Source organism: Nonomuraea sp. NPDC026600 (assembly GCF_040638335.1).
GTDB lineage: Bacteria > Actinomycetota > Actinomycetes > Streptosporangiales > Streptosporangiaceae > Nonomuraea.
The window spans coordinates 20,805-34,098 of the sequence record NZ_JBEZYD010000041.1 but is presented as its reverse complement, the minus strand read 5'-3'; the positions used below and the strand labels follow the sequence as shown (position 1 = coordinate 34,098).

Here is a 13,294-nt window from a genome sequence, read left to right as displayed (position 1 = left end):
TTCAGTCCTGCAGCTGGTCCCAGACGGCGCGGTCGCGCTCCGCGGTCCAGATGGCGGGCCAGTCGACGCCGCTGAGCTCGTCCCACAACCGGGAGACATCGAACGGCAGACAGTGCTCGAAGATCGGCCACGCCCCGAACTTCGGCGCAAGCGCCGCGTGGGTGGCCTCGAAAGCCTCTTTGAGGGTGCCGCTCCGCTCCTGGACTGCTCTGACCTGGTCGATCATCGTCGTCAGGAACCCCCGGGTCTGGCTGATGGCCGCTTCGACTGCAGCACTACCGCGGGCCACAGCACCACGGCCACCGACCAGCTGCTCGGCGCCAAGGGCGGCGATGCGGTCGAGGGTGATGGTCGACCACTCCTGGTGGAAGGCGTCGCCGGTGTAGAGCGCTGCCTGGGCCTCGACGAGGTCGCCGGCGAAGAGGATCTTCTGCTGGGGCAGCCACGCGACGATGTCGCCGGCGGTGTGCCCGCGGCCGAGGTGCTGCAAGACCAGATCGCCACGATCGCCGCCGAGGTCGATGGTGAAGGTGTCGTTGAAGGTAACGGTCGGCCATGTCAGGCCCGGGATGGAGCCGGGGTCGTCGAACAGCCGGGGCATGCGTCCGAACTCCGACTCCCAGTCCTGCTTGCCGCGTTCCTCGATCAGGAGTTTGGTCGCCTCGTGGGCGACGATGATGTCCGCGTCGAAGGCACTGGCGCCCAGGACCCGGACCGCGTGGTAGTGAGACAGGACCAGGTAGCGGATGGGCTTGTCGGTGTGCTCGCGGAGCTTGGCGAGCCACTTGCGGGCCGCAGTCGGGGTGGCGAGAGCTTCAAAGCAGACCAGGAAGTTCTCGCCCTCGATGGCCCCGAGATTCGGGTCTCCCTCGGCTGTGAGCCCGTAAACGCCGGGAGCTAGCACCTCGAGGGTCTGCTCCGTGGCGGAGAGGTCGGCGGATGACGCGAACGACTTGGTCATGATTCCTATCCCTATATACGGAACACTGAGTTCGAATATAGGGCACACGACCACGTCGCGGAAGTGCTAGCCCGATATTCGGTCACATGAGTTCATATTCCGGAACGGCGCGGTAAGGTTGCGGGGTGTCGATCCCATTGAGCTTCCGCGGCCTGGTGGATGATGCCGCGATCTTCCCTCCGGGCCTTGCGCCGCTTCCTGCGGCGGTGGCTGACCATGCGCAGCACATGCGCTCCGAGCACGCAAATCTGGTCGGCCCACTGGTGGTCTCCGCGAAAGACCTGCCCAGTGTCGTGGCCCTGGTCACGCCCTCGCTCTATCCGGACGGGCTCGACCTCAGCGTCGTGGTCCCCGACCCGGAGGCCATCGTGCCGGTCGTCTCTCATACCTCAGTCGGCCTGCTGAACCTTATGGCGATCGAAGTCAAGTTGGATCCCAAGCGATCACTGCCCGAGCAGGTGCGCGTCGCCGCCGAGAAGCGTCCATCTGGCGTCGCCGTCTACGTCGAGGCCCCGCGACCGGGACACGCTGAGTGGCCTGCCACCGCGCAGGCAATAGCAAGGCACGGGGCGCGCTTCAAGTTCCGCACCGGCGGGACCGAGGCATCTGCCTTCCCGGCCGATCTGGAGGTCGCAACCTGGATCCAAACGGCGGTCGCGCTTGATGTGCCGTTCAAGTGCACCGCGGGTCTCCACAACGCCATCCGGCACACCGGCGGGAGCACGGGGTTTGAGCACCATGGCTACCTCAACATCCTGCTCGCGACGCTGCGCGCGTCCAGAGGCGCCAAACTCGAAGATCTCGTTGACGTCGTAGCGCAGCGCGATCCCGGCGCGATCGCAGGCGAGGTCAAGGCCGCATTCCCGCCCGACCTCCTGGCCGCGCGCGAGAGATTCGTCTCCTACGGGTCGTGCAGCATCATGGAACCGCTGGGCGACTTGGCTGACTTGGGTCTTCTCGCCTGAAGGCGCGTCGACACGAGGACCGGGATGTTCCGAGCATCGGAAGTAGTCGCGGGATCGGAGTCCGAATAACGGTACGCTGAACAGTGTGTCCGAGATCGCGCAGACCGCAGACCATGCCCTTCGTATCCTTGAGGAACTCGGCAAAGGCGAGCCGCTGAGCCCTACGGAGCTCTGTCAGAGACTTGACCTGAACCGGACAGTGGTTCACCGGCTTCTCAAGACCCTCGCCGCACGCGGCTTCGTTCTGCGCCAGGGCGTCAACTACCGCCCCGGAGCGGCGCTCGTCCGAATCGCCAGTACGATCGAGCCGGACCTGCGCGCCGTTGCCGTCCCGATCATGAGCAAGGTAGCCCACGACGCAGGGGAGACGGTCGTCCTTCACGTCGTCGACGGTGCTCAGGCCGTCGTCTTGGGGGAAGCGGTAGCAACCGAGCACGTTGTGCAGGTAAGGCATCGCATCGGCTCGCGCCACCCACTGAACTCCGGTGCGAGTGGTCGAGCCATCCTTGCGTTCCTGCCCACCGAGACCGCCGCCAAGATCGTAAGGAACGCGGACGATCCGGAGCGTGTCGCCGAGGACCTCAAGGCCATTCGAAGCCACGGCTATGCACTCTCGCACGATGAACTCCAGATGGGCGTGCATGGCATCGCCGTGCCAGTCCTGGGGGTGAACGGGGTGGCCATCGGCAGCCTCGCGATCCTTACGCCCGTCAACCGAGCGCACGGACTGGAGCGGCATGTCGACGGGCTGCAGTCAGCCTCTGCGCAGATCCAGAGCGAGTACCACCAGTACGTCGGCTGATAGTTGACTCCCGCCTTCGGCGACCGATAACGTCTGGCTCCTTGTACAGTTGTACAAGAAAGTTGAGGTGTGAGGAAGGCGACTCGCATGAGTACGTGGAAGATGTTCAACCCGCCGGTGCCGCATCCGTTCTCGATGTCGGCGAGCAACGACGAGTGGGTCCTGGTCAGCGGGGTGGGTGGCCACCACTCCGACGGCTCCATCGCCGAGGACCCCGAGGCGCAGGTCAAGGACGCGCTGGAGGCCGTCGCGGCTCTCCTGGCACAGGCCGGGAGCTCGGTGGAGGAGATCGTCTGGTTCAAGCCTTACGTCACCAGCCGTGAGGTTCTGCCCATCGTTGACGCCGCTCTGCGGGACTTCGTGGGCTCGCCCGCGCCGGCATCGGCGGCTATGACGATCACGGAGCTCGCTGATCCCCGCATGGTCGTCGAGTTCGAGGCATGGGCACACAGGGGCGCCACACGCGAGTCCAGCCTCTGATCGCCGTCTGCTGAGTCAAGAGTCACATGGGGTGGCGCCGCACGAAGGGCGCTACCCCATATCGCGTCCGGGACGGATGATCAGTTGCCGGTAAGGACCCTCTCGAAGGCGGGCTGCACCTCCGCCGCTGAGAACGACCGCGAATTGACCACCGCGTGGATGAGATAGCCCTCCACCAGGTATCCCAGATAGGAAGCCGCGACTTCATCGACGTAGTTCGCAAGCAGCGGCCCGGGATGCCACGTGGCGATTTCGCTTTGCAGGTCAGGCTGATAGAGCGCACTCATGTAGAGGCGGTAGTCCATGATCAGGGTATCGAGCCGACGGGTGGTCTCGTCTTCAATGTATCGAGCAAGGCCTTCGGCCGGCCCCCACTGGTCGATCAACTCGCGAATGGTCACGGCGACTTCGGCCTCGGTCGCAGCCCGTGCCTTGCGTATGGCAGAGGCCAGGAGCTCTTCGCGGTCCTTGAAGTAGTAGGTCGTCAATCCGAGAGGGACGCCGGCCTCGGCGGCCACCGCCCGGTGGGTGAATGCGCGTACACCCTGCTGGGCCAGAACTCGGGCGGCGGCGTCGAGGATCAGGTCACGCTTGGCGTTGTCGGGTGCCCGACGTGTCGGCTTGTCCACCGTCCGAGCATATGAGGACTGGCCGGCGGACTCGGACGCTGGAACACCCTCGTTACGCCGTCCACGTGCTCGCACACGCTTGGATCCGCGTGATCTGGCGCCCTCCGCTCAACTACGTCCCTACGAGCCGGCCGGCCACGGCCGCAGCAAACCCGCAACGAGCCGGCGTTGCAGTCTGAGATGGATGCAGGGAATGTCATGCGGCCTCGGTACTGGAGCCCCCGATCATGGCTGATAGCTGGGATGCGACTCGCTTGCATTCGCCGGCGATTCGGTCGAGATCCTGCTGGTTCAGGCCCCGTGGCAGGCCCGAGACAGCGAGCGCGAGGTTCGCCTCTCCGCCGGCCTCGAAGATCGGGACCTGGATCGAGCTTACGTGGCCCGCCCAATCAGAGTTCTCTCCGAGATCGGCGTAGTCGCGCGCTACGGCAGCCCAGAGCTCGGCAAGATCGGCGTCGCCCTGAGCCGGGTCGGAGATGGTTTGCTCGAACTGCTCTGCCATTGCCGGTCCGACGCTCACCGCGTAGCCGCGCTCGCGTACACGCTGGAGCATCTGCTTGAGGACCTTGTCGTCGGCGAAGCCGAAGGCGCGCCCCGACTTCTGCCACATCGACTCGCGCCCTTCGTCGCCCCAAGCGGCGAACACGACACCCAGCGGCGCCGCGAAGGGGAACGTGCTGCCGACCGGGAACACCTGTGCGGGGGAAGGGCGAAGATTGGCCGCGGTCAGGACCACAACGCTGTCCTGCGTCAGAGAACAGAGCGTGACCATGGCGTCGATGCTCTCGGCGAGCGCCTGCACGACGTCGCCCATCTGGCTGGCAACGCGGAGATGGGAGCCGAGGTGCTGGGCGTCGAATTCCAGTCGCGGCATGGTGAACGACCCATAGCCTCCCTTGAGGAAAAGCATCGGCATCGTGCCGCCGCCGGAGCCGAACCCGAGGTCCTCTACCTCGCCGAGCACGATGTCGTGGTCACCGGCCTCGATGGTCTGGGTGCGTACGCAGTCGAACCAGATGACCGAGTCGGCCAGGCGAGGGAGTCCGTTCTGGTCGTACAGCCAGCTGCCCACCTCGAAGCGACGCTCAGGCGGAGCCGAGGCGAAGGAACGGCAGAGGTCTTCATGCCCTGTGCCGAGCACGCTGACGCGGAACCGCTCGGCGTTCGCCACCGCCGAATAGGACCGAGAGGTGCGCATTGGCATGTAGGACACCAGAGGCGGATCCATTGAGACCGACGTGAAGGTGCCGACCACGAGCCCCTGAGGATGACCGGCACCGTCAAGCGCCGAAATGATGGCAACGCCGGTCGGGTACTCGCCCAGCACGCTCCGCCACCACTTGCGGCGCTGCTCCGGCGCGGAAGCACGGAACTCGGAGACGGCGAGCTCGAGGTGGGCGCGCACATATCCGTCCTGAACCCAGCCATGCTTCTCGGCGAAGGCGATCATTGCCCCGTACTCATCGAGCGAGGTCCCGCCAGGCGCGGTCGCGTGGGCACGAAGAGTCTCGACCGAGAGCCACGCGTGCTCGCCGGCCTCGTCAAGATGGCCGAAGCCTCTTGCTCGGAGCTCCCGGTCGATGGTCTCGATTGTGGTGCCCTGTGCGGCCACGGCTTTGAGGGCCTTGGTGTCGGTGCGCTCATGAAGCAGTACGCCGCTGACAGAGATGGTCAGGAACATTGGCTAGCTCCCGGAAAGGTGGATTATCCTGCATTGTACAGGTGTACAACATAGAGTCTTCTGGTGAAACCCGTCTAGAGTGCTGCGCCTTCGCGCGTGAGACGACCCAGAGTGAGTGCTCGTCATCGAGCACGTGGGCTCGCGATCAATGAGCCCGGCATGACGTCCCTGGAAAAGGTCGAGCTTCCCCATTGCAGCGGAATGCGGCGAGAGCTAGCATCACCACGTTGTGGACAGATGTCCATAGTGAGACCCGGGAGGGGGCATGGAGCCGACGATGGACTGCACGACGTGCCCGCCGAGCGAGGAGACGGTGCGCTGCCCGTTCGCTTACTTCAAGGAGCTGCGCGAGACCGCGCCGGTCCATCGGTACGCCGATGCCGGCGACGGCGAGCCGCCGATGTTCGTCGTCACCAGCTGGAAGGAGGCGACCTCGGTGCTGCTGCGGCCCGAGATCTTCGTCAACAATCTCTCCGGTGTCCTCCCGGCCTTCGACAACAACCAGGAGCCGTCGCCGGCACCTGAGGTCCCGACCTTCCATGAGGCGTACAACGTCTTCTTCTCCGACGGCGCCGATCACAAGATCAAGCGCTCCTGGGTTCTCAAGCTGGTGACCCGAGAGAAACTCGAATCGTTCCGGCCCATCATCGAGGCCGAAGTTGACCGGCTGATCGACGCCTTCATCGCTGATGGCCACTGCGACATCCGGGCCCAGCTCACCGACCGGATGCCCACCCATCTCGTCCGCCAGATCATGGGACTGCCGGACGCCGCGGACGCCATGGTCAAGCGACTCTCACGCGCCCTCACCGAGAACGACAACAACCCCGCCCAGACCGACGAGCAGATCGAGGAGCTGCGCCAATCCTGGGTCGACCTGCTCAACCTCAACGTCGAACTGCTTCGTGCAAGAGAGGCAAACCCGATCGAGGGTGACTACGTCTCTGAGCTCGTGCAGTACCAAAAGGCGCAGGACGGCGCCCTCGATGTCAACGCCCTCGCCAAGCACCTCGCGGTCACGATCTTCGGGGCCGACCATGCTATGGGCGGCCACCTCGCCGACATCGCCGCACGGCTCGGCCGCGACCCCGAACTGCAGGAGCGCGTTAGAAAGGACCGGAGCCTGATCCGCTCTCTTGCCAACGAAAGCCTCCGCTTCGACAGCCCGCTGCCTTGGCTGTTCCGGCAGTGTGTCGAGAACACCACCATCGGCGAGGTCGACGTGCCCGCCGGCTCGCTGGTACTGGTCGCCTCGGTCGCGGCCAACCACGACCCAGCCGAGTTCTCCAGCCCAGAAGTCTTCGACATCGACCGCCCCAACATCGAACGCAACCACCTCACACTCGGTCGCGGAGTGCACCGCTGCGCAGGCGCCGACATGGCCAAGCTCCAAGCCGACGTCACCGTCAACAAGCTGCTCGACCGTCTTGAGGACATCCGCCTCGACGACGCGCACAGCGATCTTCTCCCCGAACTCAGCTTCGGCTTCCGCGTCCCGACCGCCGTCCACCTGACCTTCCGCGCGGTCAGCTGACGACGGCACCAGGAGAACACCGACCATGACGTACGTCATCACCCGCTCATGCTGCAGCGACGCCTCATGCATCCCCGTGTGCCCCGTCAACTGCATCCACCCCACGCCTGACGAGCCGGACTACGGCACCACCGAAATGCTCTACATCGACCCGAAATCGTGCGTAGATTGCGGCGCGTGCGTGCTCGCGTGTCCCGTCGGGGCGATCTCGGCCGACTATGACCTCACGCCCGCCCAGGCGCCGTACGCCGACATCAGCGCCCACTGGTTCACGGGCCCTGGGCGTCGAGACTATGAGGAGAACCCCGAATTGCCCTGGCCGCGACGCTGGGATGACAAGGCAGGCGAGGTGCTGCGGGTGGCCCTCGTTGGGTCCGGGCCCGCCGCGTTCTATGCCGCCCAGGAGCTTCTCTCCCAGCGCAGGATCGACGTCAACGTCGACATGTTCGAGCGTCTGCTGACTCCTGGGGGGCTGGTCCGGTTCGGCGTGGCTCCGGATCATCAGGACACCAAAGACGCTGCGCGCAGCTTCGCTGCCACCACGCGTCGGAGTGGGTTCCGGCTGTTCCTGAACACCGAGATCGGTGTGGACCTCACCATGGAGGAACTGCATCAGCGTTACCACGCGGTGATCGTCGCCGCCGGGGCGCTCTCCGACCGAGAGCTCGGCATCCCCGGCGAGCAACTGCGAGGCAGTCACTCCGCGGCTGCGTTCGTCGGCTGGTACAACGGCCACCCGGACTTCGCCGATCTCAACTTCGATCTTTCGTCCGAGCGCGCCGTCATCATCGGCAACGGAAACGTTGCCTTCGACGTGGCCCGCATCCTCGCCTCCGACCCCGATCGCCTGGCCAAGAGCGACATCGCCGACCATGCCCTCGAGAAGCTGCGCACCAGCAAGATCCGAGAAGTGGTGGTCGTCGGTCGCCGCGGGCCGGCCGAAGCCGCGTTCACGCGCAAGGAACTGCTCAGCCTGACGCAGACTCCAGGGGTCGAGGTCTGTGTCGACCCGGACGACGTCAGCCTCGACGAGACAAGCCGTGACGCACTTGGCATGGCCGACGGTTCCGTCCCGCTGTCCAAAGTGCGGATGCTGACAGCCATCGCGAGCAAGAGACCCGCAAGTGCGGGGCGCCGGGTCACGCTGCGGTTCCTTTCCGCTCCGACCGAGATCGTCGGCCGCAATCGTGTCGAGGGCGTGAAGTTCCGGCGGACGAGGCTCGTGCCGAACTAAAGCGGCGGGCTCACGGCGGTCGCTGCCGAAGCGGCCGATGTCCTCGGCTGTGGTGTGGTGTTCCGGTCGGTCGGATTCCGCGGAAAGCCCGTCCCTGGTGTCCCCTTCGACGAGTCCCGCGGGATCATTCCCAACGCGGAAGGCCGCATTGTCGACCCAGCCACGGGTGAACACATCGATGGTTCGTACGTCACCGGTTGGATCAAGCGCGGACCCTCAGGAGTCATCGGCACCAACAAGAAGTGCGCCAAGGACACCGTGGCCGCCCTGTTGGATGATTATCAGGAAGGTCGGCTGGGCACGCCGCCCCTGCCCTCCGAGGGTATTGGCGATGCGCTCCCGAACCACGTCGACCTCCAGGGATGGCGTCTGATTGACGAGCGCGAGCGTGAACTTGGCGCGCAAAGCGCGCCCCCGAGTCAAGCTGATCTCTGAGCAGGAGCTCCGGGCCGCAATCCGGCGTGGATGAAGGACCTCGGTCCGGTGCACCCTGTAGGTGCCGAATATTGTGTCACGGGGTTTGATCTGGGGTTTTGCTCTCGCTGATCAGCCCGGTGACGGTCCTTCGATGGCGGATCCGGGCGGTCATGTCGATCACCTTGCCTGGGTCGTGCATCGGCGGATGAAGAGAGCGGCCTTGATGGGGCGGGTCTAGCGGGTGAGCGCCGCGTCGGCCTGCCAGCAGTGCGTCCAGCGTCCCTCGCCCAGCTCCGTACGCCCCGGCACCTCGGTCAAACACACCGGCAACGCCACCGGGCAGCGCGGATGGAACCGGCAGCCGCCCGGCGGGTCGATCAGGCTGGGCGGCTCGCCGTGGCGCTCGCCCGCGGGCGGGGCCACCCGGTCGGGATCCGGCGCCGACTCCAGCAGCAGCCGCGTGTACGGGTGCCGCGGCGACTGCGTGAGCTCCTCGCTCGGCCCGCTCTCGATCAGCCGCCCCGCGTACATGACCGTGATGTCCTCGGCGAAGTAACGGGCGCTGGCGATGTCGTGCGTGATGTAGAGCAGCGCCAGCCCGTTCTCCCTCGCCAGCCCTTCCAGCAGCCGCAGCACGCCGAGCCTGATGGACACGTCCAGCATCGACACGGGCTCGTCGGCGATCAGCGCGATGGGCCGCACCGCCAGCGCCCGCGCGATCGCCACCCGCTGCCGCTGACCGCCGGACAGTTCGTGCGGCATCTTGTCCATGAACTGCTCGACCGGGGTGAGGCTGACGCATTCGAGCAGCTCGGCGACCTGCTCGCGCTCCTCGGCGTCGGAGCGGGCGTGCCCGTGCAGGCGCAGGGGCCTGGCCAGGTGGTAGTGGACCCGGTGGAAGGGGTTCAGGGAGGCGAAGGGGTCCTGAAAGATGAGCTGGACCTGGTGCCGGTACTCCTTCGCCCGCACCGGCGGGCGCTGGCCGAAGCGGCCCCGGGGTCCGCGGGCGGCGGTGAAGTGCTTGGTGAGGTTGCGCCCCTCCAGGATGTTCATGACACTCCCCTCCCGTCGTTGAGCAGGCACGCGACCTCGCCGTCCGCCTCCGCCCTGAGCGCGGGCAGGCTCTCGGAGCACTCCGCCACCGCCATCGCGCACCTGGGGTGGAAGGCGCAGCCCGGTGGCGGCGAGCGCAGGTCGGGCGGGGTGTCGGGGATGCCGAGCAGCTCCTCGCGCCGCCCGCGCAGGCGGGGGAATGAGCGCAGCAGCCCCAGCGTGTACGGATGCCGCGGCGTCCGGTGCAGCGCCTTGGCCGTCCCGGTCTCCACGACCCGGCCCGAGTACATGGTGGCGATCCTGTCGGAGATCTCCATGAGCAGCGACAGGTCGTGGGTGATGAAGACGACCGCGAAGCCGTACTCCTCCCGCAGCGCCCTGATCTCCGCGAGGATGTCGCGCTGCACCACCACGTCGAGCGCGGTCGTCCATGATGATGATCTCGGGGTTGAGCGCGAGCGCGATGGCGATGGCGGCACGCTGGCGCATGCCCCCTGACAGCTCGTGCGGGTAGGAGCGGCGGCGGTCGGCGCTGATGCCGACGCGCTGCAGCAGCTCCACCGACCGCTCGGTGCGCTCGTTGCGGGACATGCGGGGCGCGTGGATACGCAGCACGTCGTCGATCTGGGCGCCCACGGTGATGACCGGGTTGAGGGAGTTCATGGCGCTCTGGAAGACGACCGCCAGCTCCTTCCAGCGGAAGGCGCGCAGCTCGTTCCTGCCCAGGGCGAGCACGTCCACGGCCGAGCCGTCCTGGCGGCGGTAGACGACCCGACCCCGACGTGATCGAGGCGGGCGGGCGCAGCAGCCGGGCCACCGCGCCCGCCAGCGTGGACTTGCCGCTCCCGCTCTCGCCCGCCAGGCCCAGGATCTCGCCGCGGCGCAGGTCGAGCGAGACACCTGACACCGCGTGCACGGCTCCGGAGGCGGACAGGTAGTCCACGCCGAGGTCGTGGATCTCCAGGACGTTCATGCGCGTGCCTTCCGGGGGACCTTGATCGTACGCAGCCGCGGGTTGGCGATCTCGTCGATGCCGAAGTTCACCAGGGCTAGTCCGGTGCCGATGAGCGCGATGCACAGGCCGGGCGGGATGAACCACCACCAGGCCCCGATGAGCAGCGCCTGCCCGTTCTGCGCGAAGTACAGCATGCTGCCCCAGCTCACCGTGGAGAGGTCGGCGAGGCCCAGGAACGACAGCCCGGCCTCGGCCAGGATCGCCGCGACCACGGTGGCCAGGAAGCTGGTGGCGATGACGGGCAGCAGGACCGGCAGGATCTCGTAGAAGACGATCCGGAGCGGCCCTTCGCCGCTCGCCCTGGCGGCCTGGACGAAGTCGCGCCGGCGTACCGACAGGGTCTGGGCGCGCAGCACCCGCGCGCCCCAGGCCCAGCCGGTCACCGCGATCACCACGGCGACCGAGGCCACGCCGCGCTGCGGGAGATAGCCGGCCAGCACGATGATCAGCGGGAGGGCGGGCAGCACAAGGAAGATGTTGGTCAGCACCGACAGCGCCTCGTCCACGGCGCCGCCGACGTAGCCGCCGACCAGGCCGACCGCGACCGCCAGCACCGTGGCGATGAGCGCCGACAGCACGCCGACGCCGAGCGAGACGCGGGCGCCGTACACGATCTGGACGAGGATGTCCTGCCCGGTCTGCGTGGTGCCGAGCCAGTGCTCCGCCGACGGGCACTGCAGCCCGTCCTCGCTGGTGGCGGCGGGATCGGCGCCGATGAGCAGGGGCCCGAAGACGGCGACCAGCGCGAAGAAGACGAGGATCCCGGCCCCGATCTTGATCTTCATTCCGCCTCCTGCCTGGTCCGGGGGTCGAGCACCACGTACGCCAGGTCGGCCAGGAAGTTGGCGACGAGCACGGCCAGCGAGATGACGAGGAAGATGCCTTGCATGAGCGGGAAGTCCTCGTTCTCCACGCCCTTGAGCAGCATTGAGCCGATGCCGGGATAGGAGAAGACGATCTCCGTCAGCACCGAGCCGCCCACCACGAAGCCGAGCGAGAGCGCGAAGCTGGTGATGTTCGGCAGGATCGCGTTGCGGGCGGCGTAGGCCCACATGACCCGGCGTGAGGTCAGCCCTTTGGCCTCGGCCATCACCACGTAGTCCTCGCCGAGCGTGGTCACCATGACGTTGCGCATGCCGAGGATCCGGTCGGCCATGGAGGCCAGCACGATCGTGATCGCCGCAGCGCCGCGTGGTAGAGCACGCTCTGCGCGAACTCACCGGTCAGCCCCGGCATCACGTCCAGCCCGTACGCCCGGCTGACCGGGAACCACTGCAACGTCACCCCGAAGACGAACACCAGCGCCAGCGCGACCCAGAAGTACGGCACCGCGTGCATGAACGTGGCCGCCGGCAGCACCCCGTCCAGCCAGGTGCCGCGCTTCCACGCCAGGATCACGCCCAGTCTGAGCGCGGTTCGCGAGGGGGTGCGCTGCCATGAAGGAGCCGGCCCGCACGTGGAACGCGGTCGTGGTCGGTGAGGACACGCCGTGCTGGCCGGGAACCAGGCGGCACGAGCGCCTCAAGGCGGGATGTTGCAGCGTGCGATAGGACACCGCACCTGACCTGGGAAAACCGGGGTGACAGCGTGAGTGACGGCCGCGAGGGATCTGTCACTCGGCCGCCTCTGACCTGCGGGTCTGGCCGCCGTCGGCCGGTTGTCTGGCTGTCTCGGCCCGCGAACCTTCCTGTCATTCGCGCGGCCGTCCGATCGATCGACGCCACCCGAACCCCCGGAAACCGTCACCGGTACGGGCAGGTCGCCTACGGGCAACTCGCCGCGTTCTCGATCCTGTACACGGCGCCAGCGGTGATCCTTTACGTGGCGGTCAACAAGTACCTGGCGGGCTCGTTCAACTTCGGCGGTGCGATGAAGGGCTGACGGCCGTGCCCGGCGCGATGGCCGGGCACGGCCGTCAGGTCACTCGACCATGATCTGATGGGTGGCCTTGGCCGGCCCGGCCGTGGCCTCCCCTGACCACAAGGCGAGGTAGCTGTACCTGCCGGCGATGGCGGGCGTGTCGGTGAACGTGTACGTGCCGTCGGCGTTCACGCTCACCGGCGGGAGCTTGACGCTTCCATCGCTGACGTTGTCGACGTACACGCTGCGCTGCACGGTGAGCGTGGCCCCCGGCGAGGGCGGCTTGCCGCCCGCCGTCAGCACGCCGGTCAGCTCCATGGCCGTGCCGACGACGCCTGACTGCGGCCCGTCCATGGTGAGAGTGGATCTGTGCCTGACCGTCACGGTGACGGAGGTGCTGCTTCGGCGGTAGTGGTCGTCGCCGTCCCAGAACACCAAGTAGGTCACCTCACCGATGTCCGGCGGCGTGTCCTCGAAAGTGAATTCCTGCGTCGTCACGCCGGCGATCGGCTCTTTCGTCCCGTCGAGCAGGCGCCGGGTCACCGCGAGCGGCTTGAGCCCGAGCGCCTTACCGTCGGTGCGGGTGAGCCGCCCCTCGACGGTGACCGGCGAGCCGACATACGCGCGCGCCGGGGCCGTCACCGTCAGATTGGATGCCGGCAG

The 13,294-nt window shown here is 67.0% G+C and carries 16 protein-coding genes and 2 pseudogenes; 7 read left to right on the top strand and 11 right to left on the bottom strand.

Annotation, left to right across the window (positions count from 1 at the left end):
* Position 1: 1 nt before the first annotated feature.
* Positions 2-964, bottom strand: a complete 963-nt coding sequence (locus AB0F17_RS53890; protein ID WP_358041281.1) for an MBL fold metallo-hydrolase — start codon at positions 962-964, stop codon at positions 2-4.
* Between the two features lie 122 nt (positions 965-1,086).
* On the opposite strand from AB0F17_RS53890, the gene AB0F17_RS53885 reads away from it, so the two are divergent.
* The 3 genes from AB0F17_RS53885 to AB0F17_RS53875 all read left to right on the top strand — a co-directional run bounded on the left by AB0F17_RS53885 (position 1,087) and on the right by AB0F17_RS53875 (position 3,208).
* Positions 1,087-1,926, top strand: a complete 840-nt coding sequence (locus AB0F17_RS53885; protein WP_358041043.1) for a hypothetical protein — start codon at positions 1,087-1,089, stop codon at positions 1,924-1,926.
* A gap of 85 nt (positions 1,927-2,011) precedes the next feature.
* Complete coding sequence (locus AB0F17_RS53880; protein ID WP_358041040.1) at positions 2,012-2,728, top strand: IclR family transcriptional regulator; 717 nt, start codon at positions 2,012-2,014, stop codon at positions 2,726-2,728.
* 87 nt (positions 2,729-2,815) lie between these two features.
* Positions 2,816-3,208, top strand: coding sequence for a Rid family hydrolase (locus AB0F17_RS53875; protein WP_358041037.1), 393 nt, complete (start codon positions 2,816-2,818; stop codon positions 3,206-3,208).
* 80 nt (positions 3,209-3,288) lie between these two features.
* Here AB0F17_RS53875 and AB0F17_RS53870 read toward each other — a convergent pair whose 3' ends face one another.
* Positions 3,289-3,837: a TetR family transcriptional regulator gene (locus AB0F17_RS53870; protein ID WP_358041034.1), complete on the bottom strand. Its 549-nt coding sequence runs from the start codon at positions 3,835-3,837 to the stop codon at positions 3,289-3,291.
* 196 nt (positions 3,838-4,033) lie between these two features.
* Complete coding sequence (locus tag AB0F17_RS53865; RefSeq protein WP_358041030.1) at positions 4,034-5,518, bottom strand: flavin reductase; 1,485 nt, start codon at positions 5,516-5,518, stop codon at positions 4,034-4,036.
* A gap of 277 nt (positions 5,519-5,795) precedes the next feature.
* Here AB0F17_RS53865 and AB0F17_RS53860 point away from each other — a divergent pair, with 277 nt between their 5' ends.
* Genes AB0F17_RS53860 through AB0F17_RS53850 form a run of 3 tightly spaced genes read left to right on the top strand, consistent with a single transcriptional unit; the run spans position 5,796 to position 8,721 of the window.
* Positions 5,796-7,052, top strand: a complete 1,257-nt coding sequence (locus AB0F17_RS53860; protein WP_358041027.1) for a cytochrome P450 — start codon at positions 5,796-5,798, stop codon at positions 7,050-7,052.
* Positions 7,053-7,077: 25 nt separating this feature from the next.
* On the top strand, positions 7,078-8,286 hold the full coding sequence (locus AB0F17_RS53855) for a 4Fe-4S binding protein (protein ID WP_358041024.1): 1,209 nt from the start codon (positions 7,078-7,080) through the stop codon (positions 8,284-8,286).
* 57 nt (positions 8,287-8,343) lie between these two features.
* On the top strand, positions 8,344-8,721 hold the full coding sequence (locus AB0F17_RS53850) for a hypothetical protein (RefSeq protein ID WP_358041021.1): 378 nt from the start codon (positions 8,344-8,346) through the stop codon (positions 8,719-8,721).
* A gap of 216 nt (positions 8,722-8,937) precedes the next feature.
* On the opposite strand, the gene AB0F17_RS53845 is transcribed toward AB0F17_RS53850, so the two are convergent.
* The 7 genes and pseudogenes from AB0F17_RS53845 to AB0F17_RS53815 form a co-directional block, all read right to left on the bottom strand.
* Positions 8,938-9,756 carry an ABC transporter ATP-binding protein gene (locus AB0F17_RS53845; protein ID WP_358041278.1) on the bottom strand — a complete coding sequence of 273 codons (819 nt, stop codon included), beginning with the start codon at positions 9,754-9,756 and terminating at the stop codon, positions 8,938-8,940.
* A complete protein-coding gene (locus AB0F17_RS53840; protein WP_358041275.1) occupies positions 9,753-10,169 on the bottom strand; it encodes an oligopeptide/dipeptide ABC transporter ATP-binding protein in 417 nt (138 codons plus the stop codon). Before AB0F17_RS53840 ends, AB0F17_RS53845 begins: the two co-directional genes overlap by 4 nt.
* Positions 10,170-10,239: 70 nt before the next feature.
* A pseudogene (locus AB0F17_RS53835) lies at positions 10,240-10,419 on the bottom strand (ABC transporter ATP-binding protein); the annotation flags it as partial.
* A gap of 142 nt (positions 10,420-10,561) precedes the next feature.
* Positions 10,562-10,729, bottom strand: a pseudogene (locus tag AB0F17_RS53830) (ATP-binding cassette domain-containing protein); the annotation flags it as partial.
* Positions 10,726-11,556, bottom strand: coding sequence for an ABC transporter permease (locus tag AB0F17_RS53825; protein ID WP_358041018.1), 831 nt, complete (start codon positions 11,554-11,556; stop codon positions 10,726-10,728). The gene AB0F17_RS53825 and the pseudogene AB0F17_RS53830, both read right to left, overlap by 4 nt.
* The gene (locus AB0F17_RS53820; protein ID WP_358041015.1) at positions 11,553-11,927 is read right to left on the bottom strand and encodes an ABC transporter permease; all 375 of its coding nucleotides are present in this window, start codon (positions 11,925-11,927) and stop codon (positions 11,553-11,555) included. Before AB0F17_RS53820 ends, AB0F17_RS53825 begins: the two co-directional genes overlap by 4 nt.
* Positions 11,888-12,169 (bottom strand): hypothetical protein, encoded by a 282-nt coding sequence (locus tag AB0F17_RS53815; RefSeq protein WP_358041012.1) that lies wholly within the window; start codon positions 12,167-12,169, stop codon positions 11,888-11,890. The genes AB0F17_RS53820 and AB0F17_RS53815 overlap by 40 nt, the downstream gene beginning before the upstream one ends.
* A gap of 189 nt (positions 12,170-12,358) precedes the next feature.
* Here AB0F17_RS53815 and AB0F17_RS53810 point away from each other — a divergent pair, with 189 nt between their 5' ends.
* Positions 12,359-12,652: a hypothetical protein gene (locus AB0F17_RS53810; RefSeq protein ID WP_358041009.1), complete on the top strand. Its 294-nt coding sequence runs from the start codon at positions 12,359-12,361 to the stop codon at positions 12,650-12,652.
* A 39-nt stretch (positions 12,653-12,691) separates the two neighbouring features.
* On the opposite strand, the gene AB0F17_RS53805 is transcribed toward AB0F17_RS53810, so the two are convergent.
* Positions 12,692-13,273, bottom strand: a complete 582-nt coding sequence (locus AB0F17_RS53805) for a hypothetical protein (protein WP_358041006.1) — start codon at positions 13,271-13,273, stop codon at positions 12,692-12,694.
* Positions 13,274-13,294: the final 21 nt, after the last annotated feature.

What these genes read in the sequence shown, in the direction of transcription:
- AB0F17_RS53875 (WP_358041037.1), top strand. Translation starts at nt 2,816, where the DNA reads ATGAGTACGTGGAAGATGTTCAACCCGCCGGTGCCGCATCCGTTCTCG.
- AB0F17_RS53865 (WP_358041030.1), bottom strand. Translation starts at nt 5,518, where the DNA reads ATGTTCCTGACCATCTCTGTCAGCGGCGTACTGCTTCATGAGCGCACC.
- AB0F17_RS53860 (WP_358041027.1), top strand. Translation starts at nt 5,796, where the DNA reads ATGGACTGCACGACGTGCCCGCCGAGCGAGGAGACGGTGCGCTGCCCG.
- AB0F17_RS53855 (WP_358041024.1), top strand. Translation starts at nt 7,078, where the DNA reads ATGACGTACGTCATCACCCGCTCATGCTGCAGCGACGCCTCATGCATC.
- AB0F17_RS53845 (WP_358041278.1), bottom strand. Translation starts at nt 9,756, where the DNA reads ATGAACATCCTGGAGGGGCGCAACCTCACCAAGCACTTCACCGCCGCC.
- AB0F17_RS53825 (WP_358041018.1), bottom strand. Translation starts at nt 11,556, where the DNA reads ATGAAGATCAAGATCGGGGCCGGGATCCTCGTCTTCTTCGCGCTGGTC.
- AB0F17_RS53820 (WP_358041015.1), bottom strand. Translation starts at nt 11,927, where the DNA reads ATGGCCGACCGGATCCTCGGCATGCGCAACGTCATGGTGACCACGCTC.